The 23,046-nt window shown below is 42.8% G+C and carries 22 protein-coding genes and 1 tRNA gene; 16 read left to right on the top strand and 7 right to left on the bottom strand.

Going from position 1 to position 23,046, the window contains the following annotated elements:
• Positions 1 to 38: 38 nt before the first annotated feature.
• The gene (locus AMBT_RS09295; RefSeq protein ID WP_013784362.1) at positions 39 to 869 is read right to left on the bottom strand and encodes an SDR family NAD(P)-dependent oxidoreductase; all 831 of its coding nucleotides are present in this window, start codon (positions 867 to 869) and stop codon (positions 39 to 41) included.
• Positions 870 to 1,006: 137 nt separating this feature from the next.
• On the bottom strand, positions 1,007 to 1,300 hold the full coding sequence (gene yhbY / locus AMBT_RS09290; protein WP_013784361.1) for a ribosome assembly RNA-binding protein YhbY: 294 nt from the start codon (positions 1,298 to 1,300) through the stop codon (positions 1,007 to 1,009).
• 95 nt (positions 1,301 to 1,395) lie between these two features.
• On the opposite strand from yhbY, the gene rlmE reads away from it, so the two are divergent.
• The 9 genes from rlmE (at position 1,396) to AMBT_RS22180 (ending at position 10,536) form a co-directional block, all read left to right on the top strand.
• Entirely contained in the window at positions 1,396 to 2,025 is a 630-nt protein-coding gene (gene rlmE, locus AMBT_RS09285) for a 23S rRNA (uridine(2552)-2'-O)-methyltransferase RlmE (protein WP_013784360.1), read from the top strand.
• Positions 2,026 to 2,135: 110 nt separating this feature from the next.
• Complete coding sequence (ftsH, locus tag AMBT_RS09280) at positions 2,136 to 4,082, top strand: ATP-dependent zinc metalloprotease FtsH (RefSeq protein ID WP_041452537.1); 1,947 nt, start codon at positions 2,136 to 2,138, stop codon at positions 4,080 to 4,082.
• A 117-nt stretch (positions 4,083 to 4,199) separates the two neighbouring features.
• Positions 4,200 to 5,024, top strand: coding sequence for a dihydropteroate synthase (gene folP, locus AMBT_RS09275; RefSeq protein ID WP_013784358.1), 825 nt, complete (start codon positions 4,200 to 4,202; stop codon positions 5,022 to 5,024).
• A gap of 9 nt (positions 5,025 to 5,033) precedes the next feature.
• Positions 5,034 to 6,377 (top strand): phosphoglucosamine mutase, encoded by a 1,344-nt coding sequence (glmM, locus tag AMBT_RS09270; RefSeq protein WP_013784357.1) that lies wholly within the window; start codon positions 5,034 to 5,036, stop codon positions 6,375 to 6,377.
• Positions 6,378 to 6,472: 95 nt separating this feature from the next.
• The gene (gene tpiA, locus AMBT_RS09265; RefSeq protein ID WP_013784356.1) at positions 6,473 to 7,219 is read left to right on the top strand and encodes a triose-phosphate isomerase; all 747 of its coding nucleotides are present in this window, start codon (positions 6,473 to 6,475) and stop codon (positions 7,217 to 7,219) included.
• Positions 7,220 to 7,229: 10 nt separating this feature from the next.
• A complete protein-coding gene (gene secG, locus AMBT_RS09260) occupies positions 7,230 to 7,688 on the top strand; it encodes a preprotein translocase subunit SecG (protein ID WP_013784355.1) in 459 nt (152 codons plus the stop codon).
• Positions 7,689 to 7,695: 7 nt separating this feature from the next.
• Positions 7,696 to 7,781 (top strand) — tRNA-Leu (locus AMBT_RS09255).
• A 171-nt stretch (positions 7,782 to 7,952) separates the two neighbouring features.
• Complete coding sequence (locus AMBT_RS09250) at positions 7,953 to 10,247, top strand: bifunctional diguanylate cyclase/phosphodiesterase (RefSeq protein ID WP_013784354.1); 2,295 nt, start codon at positions 7,953 to 7,955, stop codon at positions 10,245 to 10,247.
• Positions 10,248 to 10,377: 130 nt separating this feature from the next.
• Positions 10,378 to 10,536, top strand: a complete 159-nt coding sequence (locus AMBT_RS22180; RefSeq protein ID WP_013784353.1) for a YqaE/Pmp3 family membrane protein — start codon at positions 10,378 to 10,380, stop codon at positions 10,534 to 10,536.
• 96 nt (positions 10,537 to 10,632) lie between these two features.
• Here AMBT_RS22180 and AMBT_RS09240 read toward each other — a convergent pair whose 3' ends face one another.
• Positions 10,633 to 11,076: a hemerythrin domain-containing protein gene (locus AMBT_RS09240; RefSeq protein WP_013784352.1), complete on the bottom strand. Its 444-nt coding sequence runs from the start codon at positions 11,074 to 11,076 to the stop codon at positions 10,633 to 10,635.
• A 210-nt stretch (positions 11,077 to 11,286) separates the two neighbouring features.
• Positions 11,287 to 12,924 carry a diacylglycerol kinase family protein gene (locus AMBT_RS09235; protein ID WP_013784351.1) on the bottom strand — a complete coding sequence of 546 codons (1,638 nt, stop codon included), beginning with the start codon at positions 12,922 to 12,924 and terminating at the stop codon, positions 11,287 to 11,289.
• A 219-nt stretch (positions 12,925 to 13,143) separates the two neighbouring features.
• On the opposite strand from AMBT_RS09235, the gene AMBT_RS09230 reads away from it, so the two are divergent.
• Entirely contained in the window at positions 13,144 to 13,686 is a 543-nt protein-coding gene (locus AMBT_RS09230) for a DUF2878 domain-containing protein (protein WP_013784350.1), read from the top strand.
• Positions 13,687 to 13,771: 85 nt separating this feature from the next.
• Here AMBT_RS09230 and AMBT_RS09225 read toward each other — a convergent pair whose 3' ends face one another.
• Entirely contained in the window at positions 13,772 to 14,323 is a 552-nt protein-coding gene (locus tag AMBT_RS09225; RefSeq protein ID WP_013784349.1) for a hypothetical protein, read from the bottom strand.
• Positions 14,324 to 14,927: 604 nt separating this feature from the next.
• Between AMBT_RS09225 and AMBT_RS09220 the strand changes: the two genes are divergently transcribed.
• The 5 genes from AMBT_RS09220 (at position 14,928) to AMBT_RS22430 (ending at position 20,737) form a co-directional block, all read left to right on the top strand.
• On the top strand, positions 14,928 to 15,962 hold the full coding sequence (locus tag AMBT_RS09220; protein WP_013784348.1) for a DNA topoisomerase IB: 1,035 nt from the start codon (positions 14,928 to 14,930) through the stop codon (positions 15,960 to 15,962).
• 444 nt (positions 15,963 to 16,406) lie between these two features.
• Positions 16,407 to 17,906 carry a sodium/proline symporter PutP gene (gene putP, locus AMBT_RS09215; RefSeq protein WP_041452895.1) on the top strand — a complete coding sequence of 500 codons (1,500 nt, stop codon included), beginning with the start codon at positions 16,407 to 16,409 and terminating at the stop codon, positions 17,904 to 17,906.
• A 15-nt stretch (positions 17,907 to 17,921) separates the two neighbouring features.
• Positions 17,922 to 19,031: a glutamate 5-kinase gene (gene proB, locus AMBT_RS09210; RefSeq protein WP_013784346.1), complete on the top strand. Its 1,110-nt coding sequence runs from the start codon at positions 17,922 to 17,924 to the stop codon at positions 19,029 to 19,031.
• Positions 19,028 to 20,275 (top strand): glutamate-5-semialdehyde dehydrogenase, encoded by a 1,248-nt coding sequence (locus AMBT_RS09205; RefSeq protein ID WP_013784345.1) that lies wholly within the window; start codon positions 19,028 to 19,030, stop codon positions 20,273 to 20,275. The genes proB and AMBT_RS09205 overlap by 4 nt, the downstream gene beginning before the upstream one ends.
• Positions 20,276 to 20,452: 177 nt before the next feature.
• Positions 20,453 to 20,737 carry a hypothetical protein gene (locus tag AMBT_RS22430; RefSeq protein WP_193352900.1) on the top strand — a complete coding sequence of 95 codons (285 nt, stop codon included), beginning with the start codon at positions 20,453 to 20,455 and terminating at the stop codon, positions 20,735 to 20,737.
• Here AMBT_RS22430 and AMBT_RS09200 read toward each other — a convergent pair.
• Positions 20,680 to 21,441: an IS5 family transposase gene (locus tag AMBT_RS09200; RefSeq protein WP_013783868.1), complete on the bottom strand. Its 762-nt coding sequence runs from the start codon at positions 21,439 to 21,441 to the stop codon at positions 20,680 to 20,682. The two genes, AMBT_RS22430 and AMBT_RS09200, sit on opposite strands and share 58 nt — an antisense overlap.
• A 35-nt stretch (positions 21,442 to 21,476) precedes the next feature.
• Here AMBT_RS09200 and AMBT_RS09195 point away from each other — a divergent pair, with 35 nt between their 5' ends.
• The gene (locus AMBT_RS09195) at positions 21,477 to 22,244 is read left to right on the top strand and encodes a mechanosensitive ion channel family protein (protein WP_417874137.1); all 768 of its coding nucleotides are present in this window, start codon (positions 21,477 to 21,479) and stop codon (positions 22,242 to 22,244) included.
• Here the strand turns inward: AMBT_RS09195 and AMBT_RS09190 are convergent.
• Entirely contained in the window at positions 22,227 to 22,787 is a 561-nt protein-coding gene (locus AMBT_RS09190; protein WP_013784343.1) for an HNH endonuclease, read from the bottom strand. The genes AMBT_RS09195 and AMBT_RS09190 overlap by 18 nt on opposite strands.
• Positions 22,788 to 23,046 lie beyond the last annotated feature (259 nt).

Raw genomic sequence — 23,046 nt, 5'->3', positions numbered from 1 at the left:
CAATTTGATGCTCTTTGTTGTTATAGCAATACAGCCAATTATTTTGGCGGCATTCTTAAGCCGCCGTCTAAGCGAATAGTCTCACCATTTAAATAGTTATTTTCGGCAATATGCAGCACCAATTTACCGAACTCTTCAGGCAAACCTAAGCGTTTAGGAAATTGAACGTTACTAGAAAGAGCGTCTTGTACTTTTTCTGGCATGGCAAGCAGCATAGGTGTTCCCATTACCCCTGGCGCGATAGTGTTAACCCGAATGCCTAGCGGGGCAAGATCTCTCGCCATAGGTAGGGTCAGCGCAATAATGCCGCCTTTGCTTGCTGCGTAAGCGGTTTGTCCTATTTGCCCTTCATAGCCTGCTACAGAGGCTGTATTAATGATAACGCCTCGCTCGCCTTCCTCATTCAATGCGGCTTGTTCCGCCATGGCTGCCGCCACAAGACGCGCCACATTAAAGCTACCTACTAAATTAATATCAATCGTGTTTTGAAAGTCACCTAAGGGGGCTGGATTACCATCTCGGTCCAGTAAACGCTTTGCAGGGGCAATACCGGCGCAGTTTACGCACAGAGAAAGCGTGGAAAAACGAGAAAGGCATTTATCTATCGCATGGGTAATGTCGTCTTCGCTTCTTACGTCAACCTTAACAAACAAGGTATGTTCAGCACCGAGTTCTTCTACACGTTGCTTACCCATGTCTTCATTTAAATCGAGCAAACACACATTGGCACCAGCAGCACGAAGGGCAATGGCAGTAGCATGACCAAGACCGGAGCACCCACCAGTAACTATGGCAGTTCGGTTTTCAAGTGACTTTTGTTGCAAATAGGGAGTTTTAAGCGAGTCGGGAATAGGCTTGGTTTCTATCATAGGGTTTCCGCGTAGGTTCCGTATTATTGTTTGTTAATTTATGTCCACAACGACATTATCATGTTTGTTAACATAATATTAACGGGAATACGGTACGAAAACTATGGCGCCGGCAAAAACCGGCACCACGGCATGACTTATTTTGGCAACTGAATTTTACGCTCTTCACTCGGACGGTAAAGAATAAGCGTGTGTCCAATTACTTGTAGCTTTTCTGATTTAGTTTCGCGAACAATCGCATCCATGATGAGCGATTTTTCTTCACGATCATCAGTGGGAACTTTAACTTTTATCAGTTCATGGAAATTTAATGCGTTGTCGATTTCCGCAACAACACCTTCAGTAAGGCCGTTTGAACCTAGCTGTACGATAGGCTTTAGCGGGTGCGCTAGGCCTTTTAAAAATTGTTTCTGTTTATTTGAAAGTTTCATGTAGTCAATTTTCTTACAATTAATCTATAAATTTAAGCTTGAATTAACGTATTCTAACGCCATCTTCTCTACAATCCTAATGACAATGTATTGGAATGACAAAAAAGAAGCACTCTGCCAGCAGTAAACGCTGGTTAACAGAACATTTTAACGACCATTATGTGCAAAAAGCGCAGAAGCAGGGTAAGCGATCGCGTGCCTTCTTCAAATTGGAAGAAATTCAGCAAAAAGACAAACTTATCAGCAAAGGTAACACAGTAGTGGACCTTGGGGCTGCGCCAGGAGGCTGGTCTCAACTCGCTTCTGAACTGGTAAGAGACAACGGGCAAGTTATCGCATGCGATATTTTACCGATGGATTCTATTGTTGGCGTTGATTTTTTGCAGGGTGACTTCAGAGATGAAGCTGTTTTAAATGCGTTATTGAACAGAATTGGCGGGAACACCGTAGATATAGTGTTGTCTGATATGGCACCGAACTTGTCTGGAAATGCAGCGGTAGACCAAGCTGGCTCGATGTACTTGTGTGAATTGGCGCTGGATATGTGTCATCAAGTACTGAAACCAGGTGGAGGTTTTATGATTAAAGTCTTCCAAGGAGAAGGCTTTGATACCTTTCTACGTGCATTACGTGACTCGTTCACAACCATAAAAACACGTAAGCCCGATTCATCACGATCACGGTCTCGTGAGGTGTATTTGGTGGCTCTTGGGTACAAAGTGTAGTACGCTTTGAGTAAGCGATTTTCGTTGCGAAAGTTTATGTGTGTAAGGGAAGCACTCGTGGTTTTATCTTTCACAAGTATATTCTTTCGGATTTTTAGAGGTTAGTAGCATTGAGCGATATGGCAAAAAATTTAATCTTATGGTTGGTTATCGCCGTTGTGTTGATGTCTGTATTTCAGAGCTTTTCACCTGGTGAATCGTCGAAAACACAGACCGACTACACAACTTTTTTAAGAGAAGCTGAGCAGGGTAACATCCGTGAAGTTCGCATTGATAATAGCGGCGAAATTCGTGGTACCCGACGTTCAGGCGAAACATTTCAAACGTACGTACCATATTTTGATGACAAGTTAGTTTCTGACTTGGTTAAAAACGATGTGCGCGTTTACGGTGAGCCGCCAGAAGAACAATCATTTCTCACATCTATTTTCATTTCTTGGTTCCCAATGCTTCTGCTTATTGGTGTATGGATTTTCTTCATGCGTCAAATGCAAGGTGGCGGTGGTCGCGGCGCTATGTCTTTCGGCAAAAGCAAAGCTCGCCTTTTAGGTGAAGACCAAATTAAAACGACATTTGCTGATGTTGCAGGTTGTGACGAAGCAAAAGAAGATGTGACTGAACTGGTAGACTTCTTACGCGACCCATCTAAGTTCCAAAAATTAGGCGGTAAAATTCCTAAAGGCGTTCTGATGGTTGGTCCTCCTGGAACGGGTAAAACCTTGCTTGCAAAAGCAATTGCTGGTGAAGCCAAAGTACCGTTCTTTACCATTTCAGGTTCAGATTTCGTGGAAATGTTTGTGGGTGTTGGTGCATCGCGTGTTCGTGACATGTTCGAGCAAGCGAAAAAAGCAGCGCCTTGTATTATTTTCATCGATGAAATTGATGCGGTAGGTCGTCAGCGTGGCGCAGGTTTAGGTGGTGGTCATGATGAACGTGAACAAACGCTAAACCAGATGCTTGTTGAGATGGATGGTTTTGAAGGTCATGAAGGCATTATTGTTATTGCCGCGACTAACCGTCCCGATGTGTTAGACCCTGCATTGTTACGTCCAGGTCGTTTTGACCGTCAAGTGGTTGTTGGTTTACCTGACATCCGTGGTCGTGAACAGATTCTTAAAGTTCATATGCGCAAAGTACCTGTGTCCGATAACGTTGAACCAAGTGTTATTGCTCGTGGTACGCCAGGTTTCTCTGGTGCTGACTTAGCTAACTTAGTTAACGAAGCTGCTTTATTCGCTGCACGTGGTAATAAACGTCTAGTGGCGATGGAAGAGTTTGAGAAAGCGAAAGATAAGATCATGATGGGCTCTGAGCGTAAGTCTATGGTGATGACTGAGGAAGAAAAGACCAACACGGCTTACCACGAAGCAGGGCATGCAATTGTTGGTCGCTTGGTTCCAGAACACGATCCTGTTTACAAGGTTTCTATTATTCCTCGTGGGCGTGCGCTGGGTGTCACTATGTATCTTCCAGAACAAGACAAGTACAGCCACAGTAAACAGCATTTAGAAAGTATGATTTCTAGTTTGTATGGTGGACGTATTGCTGAAGAAATGACCCTTGGCGAAGCTGGCGTAACTACTGGCGCTTCAAACGATATTGAGCGCGCCTCTGATATTGCGCGAAAAATGGTGACGCAATGGGGCTTGTCGAGCAAGATGGGGCCATTGCTATACGCAGAAGAAGAAGGCGAGGTGTTCTTAGGTCGTTCTTCATCTAGCTCAATCAGAATGTCAAACCAGACTGCTTTAGCAATTGATGAAGAAGTTAAAGACATCATCAATCGCAACTACGCACGAGCTGAAAAGATCTTAAAAGATAACGCGGATATTCTGGAAGCCATGAAAGATGCGTTAATGAAGTACGAGACTATCGACGCGAAGCAAGTTGATGATTTGATGGAACGTCGCGAAGTTCGTCCTCCTGCAGATTGGGATGATCGTCGTCCTTCTGATGGTGATAAGCCTAGCGGTGGTAAACCTACTCGCGAAGGCGAAATTACTAACGATGGTGTTGATAAGCCGTCTGTTGGTAAACCAGGTGACTTACCTAGCTAGAAATTGATATAAAGTTAATAAAACGCCAGTATTTCTGGCGTTTTTTATTTGTGCAGTGATAATTTTTTAATGATCGATACCACGCCCAGCTGGCTAATTGATTGTAAGAGTAAGTAAATGCAGTTTTCTTCCAACACACTAGACTTATCCCGCCCACAGGTGATGGGCATCTTAAACGTCACCCCCGACTCCTTTTCTGACGGTGGCAAACACGCGCTTCTTGAGAATGCGGTAAAACATGCTGAAAAGATGCTATCTCAAGGTGCTACGTTAATAGATGTAGGCGGTGAGTCGACTCGACCAGGTGCTGCAGCCGTTTCACTTGATGAAGAACTAGACCGGGTTATTCCGGTAATTGAGGCATTGCGCGCTAATACCGATTGTATTATTTCAGTAGATACCAGTAAAGCTGAGGTCATGACGCAAGCGGTTAACGCTGGGGCTGGGCTCATTAATGATGTAAGAGCTTTACAGGAACCCGGTGCATTATCGGCAGCGGCTAATGCGAATGTGCCAGTGTGTTTAATGCATATGCAAGGCCAGCCTAAAGATATGCAGCAGCAGCCTCATTACAAAGACGTGGTGGCTGACGTTAAACAATTCTTATTAGCAAGAGCATCAGATTGCATTGCAGCTGGCATTAAAAAAGAGCAAATTTTGTTCGACCCCGGCTATGGATTTGGCAAAACCCTGGAACATAATTACGCACTGGTTAAACACCTCCCAAGCATAATAACGCTGGGCTATCCGGTGCTAGTAGGTATGTCTCGTAAATCAATGATTGGCAATTTGTTAAATAGAAATGTAGATGAACGCTTGGCGGGAAGTATTACCCTCGCTACAATTGCAGCACAGCAAGGTGCGCATATTATCCGCGTTCACGATGTACAAGAAACAGCGGACGCAGTTAACATTGTTAATATGCTAACAACAATAGAATAAGGAACCTTCATGGGGCAGCGCAAATATTTCGGCACTGATGGCATACGCGGGAAAGTGGGCGAAAGTAATATTAATCCCGAATTTGTTATTAAGCTTGGTTGGGCAGCAGGGAAAGTACTTGCTGGACGAGGCACCAATAAAGTACTTATTGGCAAAGACACTCGTATATCTGGCTACATGCTAGAGTCTTCATTAGAAGCTGGCTTATCAGCAGCGGGTATTGATAGTGGGTTACTAGGCCCCATGCCCACGCCTGCTATCGCTTACTTAACGAAAACATTTCGTTCAGAAGCCGGTATTGTGATCAGCGCTTCACATAATCCTTATTACGATAATGGGATTAAGTTCTTCTCAGCAGACGGTTTCAAGCTAGACGATGATATCGAGTTGGCGATAGAAGACATGCTTGATAAACCAATGACATGCGTTGCTTCGGATAAGTTGGGAAAGGCGACCAGAATTAATGATGCCGCTGGCCGCTATATAGAATTTTGTAAAGGTAGCTTTCCGTCTGATTTATCTCTTACCGGTTTAAAAATAGTCGTAGATTGCGCCCACGGTGCTACTTACCACATTGCGCCTAATGTACTGCGTGAACTTGGTGCTACGGTTGTTGAAATAGGTACCGCGCCAAATGGTTTAAATATCAATGAAGGTGTTGGCGCCACATCGATGGACGCGATAGTTGAGAAAGTAAAAGAAACCAACGCGCATCTTGGGTTTGCCCTAGATGGTGACGGCGACCGTATTATGATGGTTGATCATTTAGGCAATGTGATAGATGGCGACCAAATTGTTTATATGATTGCCCGCGATGCGCTTAAAAATGGTCGTATGCAAGGCGGTGTCGTAGGCACCTTAATGAGTAACCTTGGATTAGAAATCGCCTTTAGTAAGTTAGGTGTTCCTTTTGCACGAAGCAAAGTAGGGGATCGCTATGTAATGGAAATGCTTCAGCAAAAAGGCTGGGCAATTGGTGGCGAAAACTCGGGTCATATTTTGAATTTAGCAACGTCTTCTACCGGTGACGGCATTATTGCTGGCTTACAAGTTCTTGCTGCAATGTTACGCTCAGACTTAGATTTACATGATTTAAGTAGTGGCTTTGATATGTATCCTCAGTGCTTAGTCAACGTGCGTTATCAAGATGCTAGTCAAGATTATCTAGCCCACGCTGATGTGCAAGGTGCTAAACAAGAAGCAGAGGCAGCATTAGGTAAGAAAGGCCGCGTACTACTACGTAAAAGCGGAACTGAACCTCTTATTCGCGTTATGGTAGAGTCTGATAATGAAGGGCATTCTTCCAAGTGGGCAGAGCATATTGCTGAAACTGTTCGTAAAGTCGCCAATTAGTTGGCAGAACTACTAATTTTGCGTTTTATACTTGTATATTTTTACTGAAATCGTTAATATCACGCCCGCTTTAAGACAGGGCTAAGGTCTGCATTGTGAATAACAATAAAAGAAAGCCGCTGGTAGCGGGCAATTGGAAAATGAACGGTAATCGTTCTCTCGTCACTGCGTTCAACGATGCATTTGAGAATAATGCGGTTGATAATGTTGATGTAGTTATTTGTCCTCCTGCTTTATATCTTTCAGCATTTTCTACCCAAGCTTTTGCGCTGGGTGGACAAGATGTGAGTCATCTTGATAATGGCGCTCACACGGGTGACCTTTCTGCTGACATGCTGTGTGAACTTGGTTGTAAGTACGCCATAGTAGGGCACTCAGAGAGAAGAGACGACCACGGTGAAAGCAATAGCTTAGTGGCCGAAAAAGCAAAGAAATCAATTGCGAGTGGATTAACCCCAATTATTTGTGTGGGTGAGTCGCTTGATATTAGAGAAAGTGGTCAGGTTGAGTCTTTCATTGGCGAACAACTTGATGCATTAGTTAACGGTTTAACCGTTGAAGAGCTTTCTAAATCGGTACTTGCTTACGAGCCTGTTTGGGCCATAGGTACTGGAAAGACTGCTTCACCTGAACAAGCGCAAGATGTACATGAATTTATTCGTGGATACTTTGCAAAAGTAGACGCAGAGCTTGCTCAAGGGTTACGAATTTTATATGGCGGCAGTGTTAAAGCAGATAATGCTAAAACATTGTTTGCACAACAAGACGTAGATGGTGGCCTCATTGGTGGCGCCAGCTTAAAGACAGAAGATTTTATTTCAATTTGCCAAGCGGCAAACTGACGAGGTAATTATGGTTTACGAAGTGCTACTGGTAGCATATTTAATTGTTGCATTGCTGTTGATTGGTTTTGTTCTTATTCAACAGGGTAAAGGTGCAGATATGGGCGCTTCTTTTGGTAGCGGCGGCTCAAACACGGTTTTCGGTTCAGGTGGTTCTGGTAACTTCATGACTCGCACTACCGCTATTCTTGCTGGTTTGTTTTTCTTCATCAGCCTTACTTTAGGCGCGATGACAGCGAACCGCGAAAGTGCAGAAGACGAGTGGGATAATTTAGAAGTACCAGCGGCTGTTGAAGCGCCGGTTCAAGCGCCAGCTGATATGGATGTTCCAGTTATGGATACGCCTGTAGAAGACGCAGCAACGTCGAATGATATCCCAATGGATGACGCTCCTAACGCTGAGGCTCCTCAGGCTGAAATTACTGAGGAAGACGTACCTAAATCTGACGATTCAGACGTACCTAACTAAGATTTTTGCGGAAGTGGTGGAATTGGTAGACACGCCATCTTGAGGGGGTGGTGAGCATAGCTCGTGCGGGTTCAAGTCCCGCTTTCCGCACCAACTTTAAAAACCGGCTTTTAGCCGGTTTTTTTGTTTCTAATCCGTTATAAAATGAAGAATTACGACAACCTCGCGACTATAAGTATTGCGGTAATTGGGCTATGCTACTAACTCAATTAGAAAAAGTGAATACACGTATTATGTATAGATCGGCGCGCTGGGAGCGGTAGGTTGCAAATATCACTTCGACAAAGTCTTTTTAGAACGCTTCTTGGCGGGATTTTTATAGCCTCACTCCTCATTGTTGCAGGGGTGTGGAAGTCAGCCAACAACTTAGTTAAACAAAATATTAGTCAAGATATTGCTGTTACCGAAAAGGTGCTGCATAGGCTAATTGAAGATCGCCAAGCTATCATTAAAAGCGTCTCCAACGTACTCCTTCGGTCTTACGATTTTCGCCAAGCAGTGGGGACCTCAGATTTACCCTCTATACAAACTGCATTAGAAAGTTATGCATCGCGAATTAATTCAGATGTGATTGCATTAGTGAATTTAGATCACACCATTGTTGCTTCTCATAGTGCCTTATTTAAACCGGGTGAAACCTTAGAAGCCAGCACCGCTTTGGTTGCAAAAGGCTACGAAAATGGTTTTTTCCTCATTGATGACTCATTAATTCAGTTGAATCTCTATAAAGTAGAAATTCCGACATTACGTTATTACATGATCATTGGTGTGGAGTTTGATGAAACATTATTACAAGAACTAAGAAATCTTGTTGATGCTGAAATTATTATCACCAATATGAGTGACAATACGCCGATTGCATCAACGCTCTCACCAGAGCAAGTAGAATCAGTGTTAACAAGTGACCCCACACCGTCTTGGGTCGATGTAACGTTCAAGCAGAAAAACACCTACATAAGCCGTGAAGTTAGCTTACTGTCGGTGTCGGAGCTTCCTGTACGCATTACTATAGCTGTGGACGTGTCAGAGGCTTTTCAGGCGTTTACTAATATCCAATTAAGTATTTTGGTGTTAACCCTAATTGCAGTTTTAGTGGCGTTAGGGTTCTCAATGCTATTGGCTCGAAATGTCAGCAGTTCTGTTTCTAACCTTGTAAAAGCAGTGAATCGGGTAGCAGGCGGTGAGTACGGCGCGACACTAGATAAACCTTCAAAGTTACGTGAAATTAGTGAGCTCGCTACGGCAGTTGATAGCATGCAAGAGAGCATTCAACATCGAGAAAAGCATATTAGGTATCAAGCGCAACATGACGTGCTTACTGGCTTGTTTAATCGAAATTATGTTGAAGGCTACTTTGATGGAAAGATGTCTGAAAATGAAAATTTGCAGGTTGTTGCTATTACCATTATAGGTTTTAGAACCACTAACGACCTTTATGGGTATTCTAACGGGGACAACACGCTTAAGGCACTTGCTACGCGTTTGCTTCGTTGGCCTGGCACATCTGCACGTTTAGCGGGGGGAGAAATTCTCTATATTACCGATACAGCGTTAGATGAAAACCAACTCGAAACGTTGAAACACATTTTAGAGCAGCCCGTCGAGAGTAACCTAATCTCCATCCCTGTCAAAGTGGCGATGGCCGTGGTGTCTTGCCCTCAGGATGCCACCAACTCAGAAGAACTATTTCGTAAAGTTAATATTGTTACCGACGAAGCTATTCACTCAAATGCATGGTGTGTGCATTATCGCCCCGAACTTGAGGCTAAGTACGTTAGGCGTTTGACCATTACTACCGAGCTTAAGCGGGCGCTTGCTAGCAATCAAAGCGAGCTTTCAATGGTGTATCAACCTAAAATTGATCTCAGCACGATGAAAGTATGCAGCATGGAGGCGCTAATCAGGTGGAACAACGAAACACTTGGCTTCGTACCACCAGATGAGTTTATTACTATTGCTGAACAGGCAGGCCTAATTGAACAAGTCACGACATGGGTTATGCAACGAACCATTGCTGATTTGTCGTACTTTAGGCAGAAAGGTTATGGCTTTACGGTTGCGATGAATTTATCCACTCAAGATATTCAAAATAAGCCGTTACTCGATAAATTGGTTTCTATACTTACCGACGCAGCCCTTTCTCCAGATGCCCTAGAGCTAGAAATCACAGAGAGTGATTTGGTGGCCGATGCGTCGCTTGCTATTGAAAACTTAAACGCGTTAACGAGCAGGGGTTTTCACTTTGCTATTGACGACTTTGGCACTGGTTACTCTTCGCTTGCCTATTTGAAGAACCTGCCTGTCGATACAATCAAAATTGATAAAAGCTTTATATTATCGTTAGCAACCGATGATAACGATAAACAAATAGTGCATACCGTGCTGGGATTAGCCACTGCTTTCGACTTAAAAGTGGTAGCTGAAGGGGTAGAAGACGAGATGTCGCTCAATATTTTGAAAGAATGGGGCTGTGATATTGCACAAGGTTACTTCATTAGCCGACCATTAGCGAAGGATGCGCTAGAAGAGTGGTTAGAGAATTCACCTTTAGGCGAATAGACGGGAACCGTTAAATTCCTTATTGTTGGCAGTATATATGCATTATAAAAACAAAGCCTGCTTAAAAACGTAAGATATTGCCGTTAGAGTGGGTAAACTGTGAAATTACTTCAAAAACAAGGATATTATTATGGACATTATTCGCATTATACTTTCAATTTTACTGCCTCCTCTAGGTGTGTTCTTACAAGTTGGTATTGGCGCTCAGTTTTGGATAAACATCCTTCTAACATTGTTTGGTTATTTCCCTGGTGTTATCCACGCCGTGTACATTATTGCTAAACGATAGTTAATTTTACTAATTTTTAGTAAACCAAGCATGAAAAGAAAGGCCAGTCTATGACTGGCCTTTTTTGTATCAGTAAGATTTATGTGAAACGCGCGCCTAGTGAGGCGCGAGTTCTTTTGCCATTTCTTCTTGGTAAGCGTCGGCAAGTTTACTCTTTTGAGAATCGTTAAGAAGTCGGCCAGCAACTTGAAAAAACTCTTGCTCTTCGTCAGCAAGGTGATGCTCAACTTTTTCTTGAAGAGATTTTAAGTGACGTAGCCACCCGGGTGAGTCCATTTTGGTCTCATCCAATTTTTCGATAAGCTCATCAATCTCGTGATGCTCTGCAATACCATGGCGGGTTAAATCTACCGCTTCATCTTTTTTAAGCAGCGGAGAATAAAAATGACGTTCCTCCGCCACTGCATGACTTTCAAGCTGATCTTTCAACTCTTGGTAGTATTCACGGCGAGCAGCGGTGTCTCCGCTGGTCTCAGCGAGTATTTTAAGTAACAATCGTTGCTTCTCATGATCTTGGCGTAGTGCTTCAAAAATTTTCATCGGTAATCCCTCAACTAGTTGTACTGAATAGGTGGCGTAAAAGCACAATAAAGAATGCGAGAAGTGTTCCACTATATTGAGTTCACTAAGTCATTGTAAATGCTGATTTTAGCGGTTACTTATTATTTCAATACATAAGGAACCGCTTAAATAATGCATTTCTTACATAGCGTTTACGGTAATCTTTACCTAACGCTATTGCGCTGGGGATTAACTATTGTTTTGCGTGTGGTCGATTCCAGTTAATACTCGTAAACTTGCAGGGTGTGTAGTGATACTAATTTCACTAGCGCTGAAAATCTCACCATCAACTGCATAAGATACTTCTTCGTCGAAATAAAGAGATATCGAAGGGGTTTGTTTGTGCCTAATACTGTCTGAACTGGTTTTATATTCTTCAGGTCCAAACACTAGCTCAGCCAAAGAAAGTAATTGTCGGTCGGATGAATCTTGTGGGGTTAGCCAAGTAATATCTAATTTACCATCAGTCACATCGGGTAAATTTCCGCCTTGCGCGAGTGCGGTGGTAAGTGGTGCGGCATTAGCGATGACTAAGCTTGGCGTTTCCAAATGCTGAGATTCTTCATCATCAAATTTTACCTGAAAATTAAGGTTGTCATTTTTTCCTATGGCTTCCCAAAGCCCTTTAAGGTAGGCAAATTGTCCGCCAGAGTCTTTCTCACCCCGTCCCGCAGCAGATATCATATGCTCTTCAAATCCCACCGCAGCAACCAGCAACATCATTCGGCCATTACACTGGGCAGTATCGATATCTGCGGTTTTACCGTCAATAATGACGTCACACGCTGTACTGATAGGAACAATTTTACTGGCATAACCATGGAGTACCTGACAAAGGGCATTGGCCGTACCAAGGGGAATTACCCCTAAAGTGACATTCTTATCGGTAAGGGCATTGGCCACCTCCGTTATGGTACCGTCGCCACCACAAGCTACGATAATTTGTGCCCCATCGCCTAAGGCTTCTTTAGCCAAGACTTCGCCGTTTATTTCTTCGGTTGTTTCTTTAACGGTAACTTTAAACTTTTCGTTAAGTCGTGCCAGAATATCAGCCTTTTCAACTTCCCATTTACCCCCTCCTGCAACGGGGTTGGCAATAAGGGTAAGACGTTTAGTTAATGACAAGCTCCCACCATTCTTTATTTTTTCCAGAGCTGCCAATTGATGTTTGTTTAGCCTTGCTGTTGAACGAACCGATTGAATTTTATCCATCGCATCTAGAATGGATAGGGAAGGATCCCTGGCCAGTAGATAGGCGGCTAGCACTAATACAGAGCGGCCTCTACCTAGTGCACAATGCACAACTACATTCTTACCTTCAACGAGCTGTTGATCTAACCAGTTAATTGCAAGGGTTAGTTGTTCTTGAGTGGGGCTGGTATGATCAAGAACAGGGATGTTCAAATAATCAAAATCTAATTGATAGGCGGTCCAGTCTAATCCATCGAATTCGGCAGTAACGTCTAAAATAGCGTTAATATTGTTGTTTTTCAGCATATCTACATGTTGTGAAGACATGCGACAACCTAAATAAAGTTGCTCATCAATTTTTTGAAAAGGGGGAACCTTGTCGGTACGCCTTGCATACTCGTTGTATAACCAGCTTCCCATTAAAAATGGAACGAATATCCAACGAATATAAATAGGGATTGAACCATCTTCGCGTTTTCTGAACAATGCAGGGTAATTAAGCAAGTAGGCGCTACTAACTGCAATCAGCGAAAAACTGATCCAAGCAAAGATAACAGAGAGCCATAGTATTGGGCTAAACCAAGTTAGCACTAATGCTAAAATTGCGCCGAGTACATAATATTTAACCATCTTCATACTGTTCACATTTCCTTTGTTCAAACATTCAGTTTATTTATACAGTGGTTCCGCCAATTTTGTTTATTACTAATGAGCATCTATGAAGGTAGAATGAAAATAATAGTTAAAAATTACGTTTTGTTTAATCTTTATAAGTGAACTGGGTCATAGATAGCGGCGTAAAGGTTCCATCAGATTTTCCACATCAGTCAGTATATTCATAAACGGGCGAATGCAATGTCGAACAGTTTCATTATCAAATTAGTAAACTTTTTATGGTTTCAAACCATTTGGTGGTTAGTGGTTCTATACCAAAGCACTTTCTTGGTTTTAGGTTTACTGATTGCCTGGCTTATTTATTCACCGTTGCGAAAGTCAGATAGTAAAATAATGATAGCAGTGCTGTTGCTAGGTACTCTGGTGGACTCACTTTTGATGGTGACAGGGGTATTTGGCTTTGAGCGTGGTGCTTGGTTCAGCGGTGGCGCATCTCATTTGATAATACCTATTTGGCTTGTGTGTCTGTGGGCCGCATTAGGAGGGTCGATTCAGCATAGCTTAAGTGAGTTTGCTGATAAGCCATTACTTGCAATGTTTGGCGGTGCAGTCTTCGCCCCGCTCAGTTATTTCGGTGGGCAAAAGTTTGGTGCTGTCACCTTTGGGTATTCCCCCCTAGTTACGGGGTTAATCTTAGCTGTTGTATGGGGTGCAGTATTTCCAGCGTGCTTTTTATTGGCGAAAAAATTAACGGCTCACCATGAATTGAGCCAAGACCATTAAACATAGCCACTCCCTTAGTCTGTGATTAAAGGGAGTTGGCTGCTACTTTCGATTTGAGCAGTTCTTAAGCAGCTGTAAAGCGGTGTTAGCGTATTGCTTCAACCACATTCTTGCTTCGCGAATGTAAAAACGATGAAATGTCAGACGCTGATTGACTCTTTTTCAAGTTAATAACCACAGCCACATGATTCCTTCTAATAGCATGCCTTACCGCTTGCACTATCTCTGAACGGTCTGGACGAAGACCAACTAAGCCTGCTACGAACAAACCGGTAAAGATACCTGGGCTTATCAATGCGATATAGGTAAATAGTGGGTTTTGTTTTGTCAGTTCAGGGCCAAACGAAACCAAAAGAAATGCTGCTAGCATGCCTACAAGTAAACCTACACCACCAAGCATTAGGTGAGAGTGCCATAAGTTTTTACCTATACTTTTACTTTCTTGTTCTAACTTCTCGCTCATTGCAGTGTCGCTTGCGTCGATAAAGGCAACTTGATCAGTACTGACGTCAGTTGAATTTGCCAGTTGTTGAATGGTTTTTTTTGCCGTCAATTTGTCTTCAAATATGGCAGCAACTTGAATTTGGTCCTTTGGCGCTAGAGATGCGCGAAGATTTTCATGATTAGCAGTTTGCATAACTTCTCCAATAAATCCGGTCAATTTATACCTGTGCGGTACCCTTCAACGTTTTTGCCAAAGGCGGGTAAATTCAAAACTATTAAGCGAATTTACAAATATTCATTCATAACCATTCAAAATGCGTTCCGCTGGCGGGCAATACTTTGGTCTACATGCTTTCGAAGCGCTCTGTTTTAACCTAACGTATTGAATTGTAACGTTAATATTGCTTTTTTAATAAGGTTAACTTAACTTCATGTCGATAAAACTGACCCTAGGTCTAAAGATAACATTTTCACTATGTTTCATATTTACTCACAGTATGAAAATTTGTCTCAGTCTGTAAATCTGTTTTTATCAAAACGTTTTACTGCTTAGCATTTTGAAGACGGCAAATGATTTGTCAAAAGTAAAATCTAATCGCTAACTTAATGTAATTGATAGAAAATATTTTTTAATCGAATCAATTTCCTTGCAATAAGTCATAGTTTTTGGCTGGCACGTCAACATGCACATAACTTGCATCTTCCTTCAGCATTTAAAATGGCATTAATAAGTTGCCATACTACCAAGCAGCCTTGATGTAAGTTTGCGGTACACATAATTCTAAAAGGGAGTTCACGTGACTATAGGGCAAGTCGTTGAAAGGGATATGCCTCATCCACACCTCACCATTAAGCGGATCCCTTGTGGTAAAGGTGTCTATTATCGTTATACCAGCGGTCGAAAGGTAGAAGGGCAGCGCGTGCTGCGCAGAATCAAATCCCTTGCCATCCCCCCTAACTGGAAAAGTGTCACTATTAGTCGCAACCCTAAGGCAAGTATTCAAGCTATTGGCCTAGATGCTAAAGGGCGAAAACAATATCTCTATCATCCTGATTGGCATAAACAGCAGCAAGCAGAAAAATTCAAACGTCTGGCGGTTTTCGGACAAAAGGTACCTGAGTTTCGAGAATATTGTAGGACACTCGTTAATGGCGAGCAGTGGACAATAGAGCGAGCATCAGCCTTGGTGTGTCTGTTGTTAGATTATACCGGCGTGAGAATAGGCAACGCTCAGTATAGTAAAGAAAATAACACCTATGGCTTAACTACGCTTCGTCGTAAACATGTTCAAGAAGCAACGCTGGAAAAGGTGTCTCTTGAATATTCTGGTAAGCACAGCAAGCGACGCACCATTACTATCGACGATCCTTTATTAGCATCCCTAGTGTGTGAATGTACGCAGCTTCAGGGTTACAGCTTATTTCGATATCAGTTAGCTGACGGCTCGTGGTGTGATATTCATAGTGAAGACGTCAATGCCTTTATTCACGAGCATTTAGGCGACAACTTTAGCTGCAAAGATTTTCGAACTTGGGCAGCCAGTCGATTTGCACTGCAAAGCTTTCCAGAGGTTGATAGGTATTTGCGAGAAGGGCGTAACCGTAAATGGCCTAACTCGTTGAGTTCACATGTGTCAAAAATGCTGGGAAATACCCCTTCTGTTTGCAGGCAGTATTACATTCACCCGAAGTTATATTCTGTGTTTGATGAGAAAAATACGTTTGAGAATTTATTAAAGACACTCGAGCAGGCTAATGAGGAACTTTGCGATCCTATTGAACGAGATTTAAGCACTGAAAAGCTTTTGTTGTCGATTATTTCATCTGAGTGACAATTGGATTAACTTTTAATAATAAATGTTTCTATTGATGCTAATAGTGTGCTGGTTGAACGACGTAGAGTACAAAATGTTGCGTTTCACGGAACCGGATAGATGCAGTAAACTCTATTTTAGTCAGTGGTTTGTATGAGATTTTGAAAGAGGTAATGTATGTGAAACCTTTTGGGCTATATTCACGCAGCAAATAGACCTCATAACAAATTGGCTACTATTTAAACTTGAAATCACAGCAGTGATGCTTATATAATTAGAGCTCTAATCATTATTGTTCAATTTAAATGTTTGATTCTGGGTTTGGCTTAAGACTAAATTTGGAAACAAATGATGCGTGTTATTCAAGCTTTCAAATCTTGTATAGCATTTCGACGGAATGCAATGTCCTTCGAACATCTGAATGATGTGATTTTAACTAACATAGGAGAGCAATCTCACATTATGCCAATTGAAAGTTATATATCGCTGGCAATTTATTTTCTGGCGATGTTGGGTATAGGTCTTTTTGCATATCGTCAATCTACCAGTGATATTTCGGGTTACATTTTAGGTGGTAGGAAAGTTAGCCCTCAAGTTACTGCACTATCAGCGGGCGCTTCTGATATGTCAGGTTGGATGTTAATGGGATTGCCAGGGGCAATGTTCTTAACCGGGTTCGACGCAGTTTATATTGCTATTGGTCTTGTCGCAGGGGCATTAGCAAATTATATATTGGTTGCACCTAAGCTTCGTGTTTACACCGAAGTCGCGGATGATTCCTTAACCGTGCCGGAGTTCTTCGCAAAGCGCTTCGACAACCCTAAAGCAAACGTACGCATCGTTTCAGCTGTCATCATTGTCTTATTTTTTACTTTATATACCTCTGCAGGGCTTGTAGCCGGCGGAAAGCTTTTTGAAAGCGCATTCTCAGTTGATTATCAGCTTGGACTGTTTATCACGCTAGGCGTGGTGGTTTCATACACCTTACTGGGTGGGTTCCTAGCCGTTAGCCTTACTGATTTTGTGCAAGGTTGCATTATGTTTATTGCCCTTGTGCTTGTTCCAGTTGTGGCCTTTACCGAGTTCAACAATATAAACCAAATGACGGCTGCTGCGTATGAATCAGTGCCTAATTTTACTGAGTCATGGGGCGCACTTACTCTTGTGGGCTTGCTTTCAAGCCTTGGATGGGGCCTTGGCTACTTTGGTCAACCTCACATCATTGTGCGCTTTATGGCTATTCGCGATGTTAAATCGGTAAGCACCGCACGAAATATTGGTATGTCTTGGATGCTAGTGACTATACTTGGGGCACTAGCAACGGGTTTTGTTGGAATAGCGTATGCAAATCAATTCAATTTGAGAGTGGAAGATGCTGAGACTATTTTCATCGTTTTTTCTCAGTTGCTATTTCATCCTCTCATTAGTGGCTTTTTGATGGCTGCTATTTTAGCTGCCATCATGAGTACTATTTCGTCACAGCTGTTGGTTTCGGCTAGCTCTTTAACCGAAGACATCTATCGGGTGGTGGCAAAAAAAGACATCAGCGAAAAAGAAACAGTGACCATCGGAAGAGTTGGCGTAGCGGGCGTTGCCGTTGTGGCATTGCTACTGGCGATGGACTCGTCAAACTCTATTCTTTCGTTAGTGAGTAATGCATGGGCTGGCTTTGGCGCCGCATTTGGCCCATTGGTACTGTTTAGTTTATACAAAAGGGATTTAACTCAGAATGCGGCATTGGCTGGCATTATCAGTGGTGCAGTAACTGTACTGTTTTGGATATACGCCCCCGTTTTAGCTGACGGTAAAACGTTAAGCAGTGTTATTTATGAAATTATTCCTGGTTTTGCGGTAAGCACCGCAACCCTTTGGTTGGTATCGCGCGCAGGTGTTGCGCCGTCTGAGAATGTTCAGCGCTTATTTAAAGCAACTAACCAGCAATTAGCAGATCAACAATCTTAAGGTGAATGAAATATTATGAGTCATCCCAATTGGAAACGCGTGGTCATTAAAGTAGGCAGTGCACTAATCTCGCCAAACAAGCAAGGGTGCAGCAGCCACTACTTGTTAAGTATTGCCCAGTTCATCGTGCGTTGTCGGGCAAATGGAACACAGGTAGTGTTAGTGTCTTCAGGTTCAGTCGCCGCTGGAGCACATTTGTTCCCGGATCACGAGAAATCGAATATTGCTGTGAAAAAGGCAATGGCAGCAGCAGGGCAGACAGAAATGATTGCGACCTGGGACAGATTATTTGACTTCCCATCTGCACAAATGTTGTTAACCCATGCTGACCTGCGTGATAGGGAGCGATACGTTAGTATTCGGGAAACCATTTTTAGTTTATTAGAGCATAATGTTCTACCTATCGTTAACGAAAACGATACGGTAACGACCGATAAACTAAAAGTGGGTGATAACGATAACTTGTCTGCTATGGTCGCTGCAGCTGCTGACGCAGATGCACTCATTATTTGTTCTGACATTGACGGTTTATATAACAAAAACCCTCATGATCACGATGATGCTGAGTTGCTTAAAACAGTGGATACCATAGACGCAAGTATTTATGCCATGGCGGGTGGCGCGGCGGAAGGTGGTGTTGGCACCGGTGGTATGCGCACAAAAATTGAAGCGGCAGAAAAAGCAGTTTCGCATGGGATAGATACATATATTATTAACGGCTTTACCGAGCTGTCATTTAATATGCTACTTGCAGGTGAAAACCCAGGTACGCACTTTAGTCCTTACGACAAACCCATGCTGGAAAACGTGCATTGGATGCGCCACACCTCGAACGCGCAGGGCGAAGTGATAGTTGAGGGAGACTTTGATTCCTCGCTTGAAAACGACAGTGAACAACTTACCAGCAGCGAGATAGTTGATGTGAAAGGCGAGTTCTCAGTGGGCGATACCATTTTGGTACGCAAAGCTGATGGAACTAAGCTTGTTAAAGCGAAATCAAACTACAGTAGCTGTTTACTAAATTTTATCGCGAATCAGGAAAACGATGACTTCGCCAGTGAATTTGAAGATAAGACTGGCCCTATCATTTCTGATCAGCATGTAGCAAATTTGGAGAAAGAATGAGCATTATTACAGAATTAGCAAAACAAGCGAAACAAGCAGCACAAACACTTGCCATCTTAGATGAAGCTGAGAAGAACGCGGTGTTAAAAGATATGGCTGCGGCTATTCGTGGAAATAAAGGCACGATTAAAGCGGTTAATGAAAAAGAAGTGGCGCGCGCAAAGGAAAACAACCTAGACGATGCCATGATTGACCGCTTGATTTTGGACGATGCCCGCATTGAATCTATGGCAGAAGGCATTGAAGTCATTATTAGTCTAGACGATCCTGTGGGCCGTGAGCGCGTTATTGGCACCCGTCCAAACGGCATTGAAATTAAAAAGATGCGTATTCCATTAGGTGTTGTATGCATGATTTATGAAGCACGCCCTAATGTAACTGCCGACGCTGGCGCACTGTGTTTCAAATCGGGTAACGGTGTTATTTTACGTGGTGGTAAAGAGGCACTGGACACTAGCTTAGCCATCGCTGGGCTTATGCAAGATGTACTTGAAAAACACAATTTACCTAGAGCATTGGTTACTGTAGTGCCAAATCCAGATCGTGCGCTTATGCAAGAGCTGATGGAACAACGCGACTACATTGACGTTATTATTCCACGTGGCGGTGAAGGGCTAATTAACTATGTGACCGAACATTCTAAAGTGCCTGTGATACAGCATTTTAAAGGGGTATGTCATTTATATGTAGATAAAGACGCTGATTTAGATAAAGCGTTGGCTATCTTGCTAAATGGTAAGACGCAACGTACTGGCGTATGTAATGCGTTAGAAGGTTTGGTAGTACATCAAGCTATTGCGGGCGACTTCTTACCTCGCGTTGCCGAAGCGTTTGAGCAACATAAGGTAACAGTGCATGTCAATGAAAAAGGCGCTCAGTACTTTAACAACGCTGACGTTATTAGCGAAGACGCTTACGGCGAAGAGTACTTAGGTTTAGAAATTGCCATTCGTGTAGTGGATGATTTCGCAGGTGCCATTTCTCATATTGCTGACTTTGGTAGTAACCATACTGAAGTTATCTGCACAGAAAACGAAGATAGCGCTAAGAAATTTCAGCGTGCCGTAGACGCCAGTGTAGTAATGGTAAACGCATCTTCACGTTTCTCTGATGGCAGCCAACTTGGTTTAGGTGCTGAAATTGGTATCGCGACTACTAAGCTTCATGCCTATGGGCCAATGGGATTAGAATCGCTTACGTCTGAAAAATACCTAGTGAATGGTGTTGGTCAAATTCGCGAATAAGCGACTAGAAAACTAACACGAAATAGCTTCGTTCAATTTAAGCATAAAATCCCGGCCTTTGTATGGGAATAATCCCACTGGTCGGCATTGTGCCCATCAATAGCATGCTTCATAATAAAGGCGCTGTATTTACAGCGCTTTTTTATTTTCTATCAAATGGTTAACTGGAGCATCTACATGGAAATAGCGATAGACCCAACACAAATGTGGCATAACTTTGTTCAATTTGTGTTGGATTACAAGCTATTGGCCTCGCTCTTTTTAGTGGTATTACTCCACTTTTTCAAGAAGGGCACCCTTCGCCTTATTAAGCGTCGGAGCTCGCGCAAAGGGGAAGATCGACGTAACCAGATTAATATTTTAGAGCAGCTAGGGCCTGTTGATCTTTGCTGCATATATTTCACTCAGCAGTACATGGGTAGCCACATCATCGAAAATGCCAGTGATACCATGCTGGCATAATTCCTTGCTAACTTTTCATACCTCGTTGATATTGAACGATAATGCTTTATTCGAGCAAAGGCGTTTTCAACTAGGTGGCGATATTTATAGAGGCACCAATCAACGCTGCCTTTGTCTATATCTTGGCCATAGTTCCGTTTCGGTATGACGGAGATACCTCCTTTGGCTTCAATATATTCTCTTAATGCGTCACTATCGTAGCCTTTGTCACCTACGAAAATGTTTACTTCCCTTAAATGGTCAACCAGACTTTGAGCCCGAGCTATATCATTTCTCTGGCCTTCTGATAGTTCAAAATAAATTGGAAGCCCACCACTATCCACGGCTAAATGAATTTTTGTGGAGTTACCACCTCGGCTTTTTCCAATGCACTCATTATCCTTAGTAGCTGCTCCGGCACTATGCTGATGAGCTTTGACAATCGAACCATCAGCAAAGACCCAGTCGTAATCAGCCAGTTTGGCTAACTCATTGAATAACATATTCAATAAACCTTTCTTCGACCATAAATTGAATCGGCGATAAACGGCGCTCCAACCGCCGAATTCTGTTGGTAAATCACGCCAAGGAATTCCTGTTCTCAGCCGGAAGAGTATCCCTTCAAACGTCATTCTATGTTCTGGTTTATTGTAAATGCGGCCTGTACTCTTCATTACTTGAAGTAGCTTTTGCCACCGCTTATCAGTTAGCATTAGTCTCGGCATGGTAGTGAGTTGTTCTTTTACTTTTGGCGAAGCAAATTATAACTCTTTACCATGCTGCTCAAAAACCAATCACGAAAGATCAACACGCCTTAGGTAATGCATTCATTATTGTGCTGCTGATGATGGTGTGGTCATCTGAAATTCAGAACCTTGCCATTTCAATTGCCGCTTTCATGGTGGCTATTGTGTTAGCTACCCGCGAATTTATTCAATGCTTTATGGGCTTCATTTACTACCTAGGCGCACGGCCATTTAGGGTAGGGGATTGGATCCAGATGAATAACGTCATCGGGGAAGTGGTAGAAATGGATTGGGCAAAAACCGCCTTATTAGAAGTTGACCCTGAAACCTTCAATTATACCGGTAAGCACGTATATGTGCCTAATAGCCAGTTAGTTACTCAGACAGTGCGTAATTTAAACTTCTTACGTCGTTATAAATTGCACTCTTTTAATATTGTGAATGAGCCGACGGTAAATGCCTACAGCTTGTTACCGGCATTTAGGGCCAGTGCCCATGCTCACTGTGACTACTTTCGTGATGTAGCAGAACGATACAAAGGCCTTATTGAGCGTCACTTAGAACAAGACTTCATTCAAATAGACCCTGAAGTTGAAATTAAAACCAATGAGCTGGCTAAGGTAGTCGTAAAAGTCAGTTTGTTTTGCCCTACCGCAGAGGCACACGAACTTGAACACAAAATGTGTTCAGATTGGTTAAGCCTGTGGTTTGAGGCGTTAGAAAAAAGTGCTTGTCCGCCGAACACTTCGTCTACCTCTCAATCGCTAGGGGAAACCGTTTAATTGCCATTCTCGTTTATCTGTAAAGTGGCCTTTTAAGAATGCCATTTGGTCAGCCAATATTCGTCGGTTGACCAAATAAAACCTCTCATACACGTTTGGCCTAAAAGGGACAGCAAGCAAGGGCATGCCGGCCTCCTCAGGGGTTTTGGCCGCTTTAGCATGGTTGCAGCGCTGACAAGACGTTGCCACATTAGTCCAGCTATCTTTGCCACCTCGCGAACGTGGAATAATATGATCGCGGGTTAACAGGCTAGGTGAGAAGCGTTGGCCGCAATAGAGGCACAAATAATTATCACGCCTAAACAGATATCGATTGGTTAACGCTATTTTTCCGCTTAAATCTGTGACTTTGCCATCGCAAGCAATGATACTTGATAAGGTTAACTGACTTTGATGGCCGTCATGATCCCAGCCACCTTTTAGCGTAATAGCATCACTGCCTAATTCGAATAATACCTTTTCCTGACAATAGAGTTTTGCAGCTTGCTCAACATGGATCCATTCCTGTGGCATGCCAGCTTTATTTAGTCTAAGTACTAGCATTACGTTCCCCTTAGCGCACCGTGTAGGTTTAGTTATAGCATACGAGGTTTTATGTCATTATGATGAAAATACATACAATTTGACCGTATTCATACAAATTTCATCTGGTTATGGTGATATTTACGTAGCGGTGAGTATTTGTGCGCCTATTTGTTCAATGTGAACTACATTGAGTAGTGGGTTAATCACAGTGAATACGTGATGTGGACGAAATAGACACAAACCGCAACGAATTCTACGAATAGAAAATTTGTTAATG

Source organism: Alteromonas naphthalenivorans (assembly GCF_000213655.1).
Classification (GTDB): domain Bacteria; phylum Pseudomonadota; class Gammaproteobacteria; order Enterobacterales; family Alteromonadaceae; genus Alteromonas; species Alteromonas naphthalenivorans.
This window is presented reverse-complemented; position numbering and strand designations above follow the sequence as displayed.

Excerpts from the sequence above, each read along its gene's own strand:
- AMBT_RS09295 (WP_013784362.1), bottom strand. The coding sequence starts at position 869 with ATGATAGAAACCAAGCCTATTCCCGACTCGCTTAAAACTCCCTATTTG.
- yhbY (WP_013784361.1), bottom strand. The coding sequence starts at position 1,300 with ATGAAACTTTCAAATAAACAGAAACAATTTTTAAAAGGCCTAGCGCAC.
- rlmE (WP_013784360.1), top strand. The coding sequence starts at position 1,396 with ATGACAAAAAAGAAGCACTCTGCCAGCAGTAAACGCTGGTTAACAGAA.
- folP (WP_013784358.1), top strand. The coding sequence starts at position 4,200 with ATGCAGTTTTCTTCCAACACACTAGACTTATCCCGCCCACAGGTGATG.
- glmM (WP_013784357.1), top strand. The coding sequence starts at position 5,034 with ATGGGGCAGCGCAAATATTTCGGCACTGATGGCATACGCGGGAAAGTG.
- secG (WP_013784355.1), top strand. The coding sequence starts at position 7,230 with ATGGTTTACGAAGTGCTACTGGTAGCATATTTAATTGTTGCATTGCTG.
- AMBT_RS22180 (WP_013784353.1), top strand. The coding sequence starts at position 10,378 with ATGGACATTATTCGCATTATACTTTCAATTTTACTGCCTCCTCTAGGT.
- AMBT_RS09240 (WP_013784352.1), bottom strand. The coding sequence starts at position 11,076 with ATGAAAATTTTTGAAGCACTACGCCAAGATCATGAGAAGCAACGATTG.
- AMBT_RS09235 (WP_013784351.1), bottom strand. The coding sequence starts at position 12,924 with ATGAAGATGGTTAAATATTATGTACTCGGCGCAATTTTAGCATTAGTG.
- AMBT_RS09230 (WP_013784350.1), top strand. The coding sequence starts at position 13,144 with ATGTCGAACAGTTTCATTATCAAATTAGTAAACTTTTTATGGTTTCAA.
- AMBT_RS09225 (WP_013784349.1), bottom strand. The coding sequence starts at position 14,323 with ATGCAAACTGCTAATCATGAAAATCTTCGCGCATCTCTAGCGCCAAAG.
- putP (WP_041452895.1), top strand. The coding sequence starts at position 16,407 with ATGCCAATTGAAAGTTATATATCGCTGGCAATTTATTTTCTGGCGATG.
- proB (WP_013784346.1), top strand. The coding sequence starts at position 17,922 with ATGAGTCATCCCAATTGGAAACGCGTGGTCATTAAAGTAGGCAGTGCA.
- AMBT_RS09205 (WP_013784345.1), top strand. The coding sequence starts at position 19,028 with ATGAGCATTATTACAGAATTAGCAAAACAAGCGAAACAAGCAGCACAA.
- AMBT_RS22430 (WP_193352900.1), top strand. The coding sequence starts at position 20,453 with ATGGAAATAGCGATAGACCCAACACAAATGTGGCATAACTTTGTTCAA.
- AMBT_RS09200 (WP_013783868.1), bottom strand. The coding sequence starts at position 21,441 with ATGCCGAGACTAATGCTAACTGATAAGCGGTGGCAAAAGCTACTTCAA.
- AMBT_RS09190 (WP_013784343.1), bottom strand. The coding sequence starts at position 22,787 with ATGCTAGTACTTAGACTAAATAAAGCTGGCATGCCACAGGAATGGATC.